This window comes from Rossellomorea sp. RS05, assembly GCF_039822645.1.
GTDB lineage: Bacteria > Bacillota > Bacilli > Bacillales > Bacillaceae_B > Rossellomorea > Rossellomorea marisflavi_B.
In genome coordinates this window covers 1-423 of the sequence record NZ_JBDKWY010000025.1, presented here as the reverse complement: position 1 = coordinate 423, position 423 = coordinate 1, and the positions used below count along the sequence as shown (strand labels likewise).

The 423-nt window shown below is 45.2% G+C and carries 1 protein-coding gene; it reads left to right on the top strand.

Annotation, left to right across the window (positions count from 1 at the left end; translation table 11 throughout):
- Positions 1-72: 72 nt before the first annotated feature.
- A partial coding sequence (locus ABJ225_RS22295) for a transposase (RefSeq protein WP_347321629.1) occupies positions 73-423 on the top strand: 351 nt, incomplete at its 3' end.

Below are 423 nucleotides of genomic sequence, written 5' to 3'. Positions count from 1 at the left end.
GCGGCCACATCTATTGGCTATCAGGAGAGTCCTGAAATGGCACGGGCAGAGATCCAAATTCTATTGACACAGATGAAGCTGCTTGAAGAACAACTGGAAAGCATAGAAAAGGAGTTAGTGACGTTGGCGAAACAAATGACAGATTTCGATCTGTTCCTTTCGGTCCCTGGTATTGGAGAAAACACCGTAGTAGAAATCCTTTCAGAAATAGGAGCCTTTTCACACTATAAGAGTCCACGCCAAATCCTAAAATTAGCGGGTCTTACGTTAGTCACCAATTCCTCGGGAAAAAAAGAAGGGAACAAACGATTGTCGAAACGCGGGCGGAAACGGCTACGCTCCTTGATATATAAGGCGATTTTCCCGATTTTACACGCCATACCAGCGTTTCGGTCCCTGTACGATTACTATAGTGAACATCGC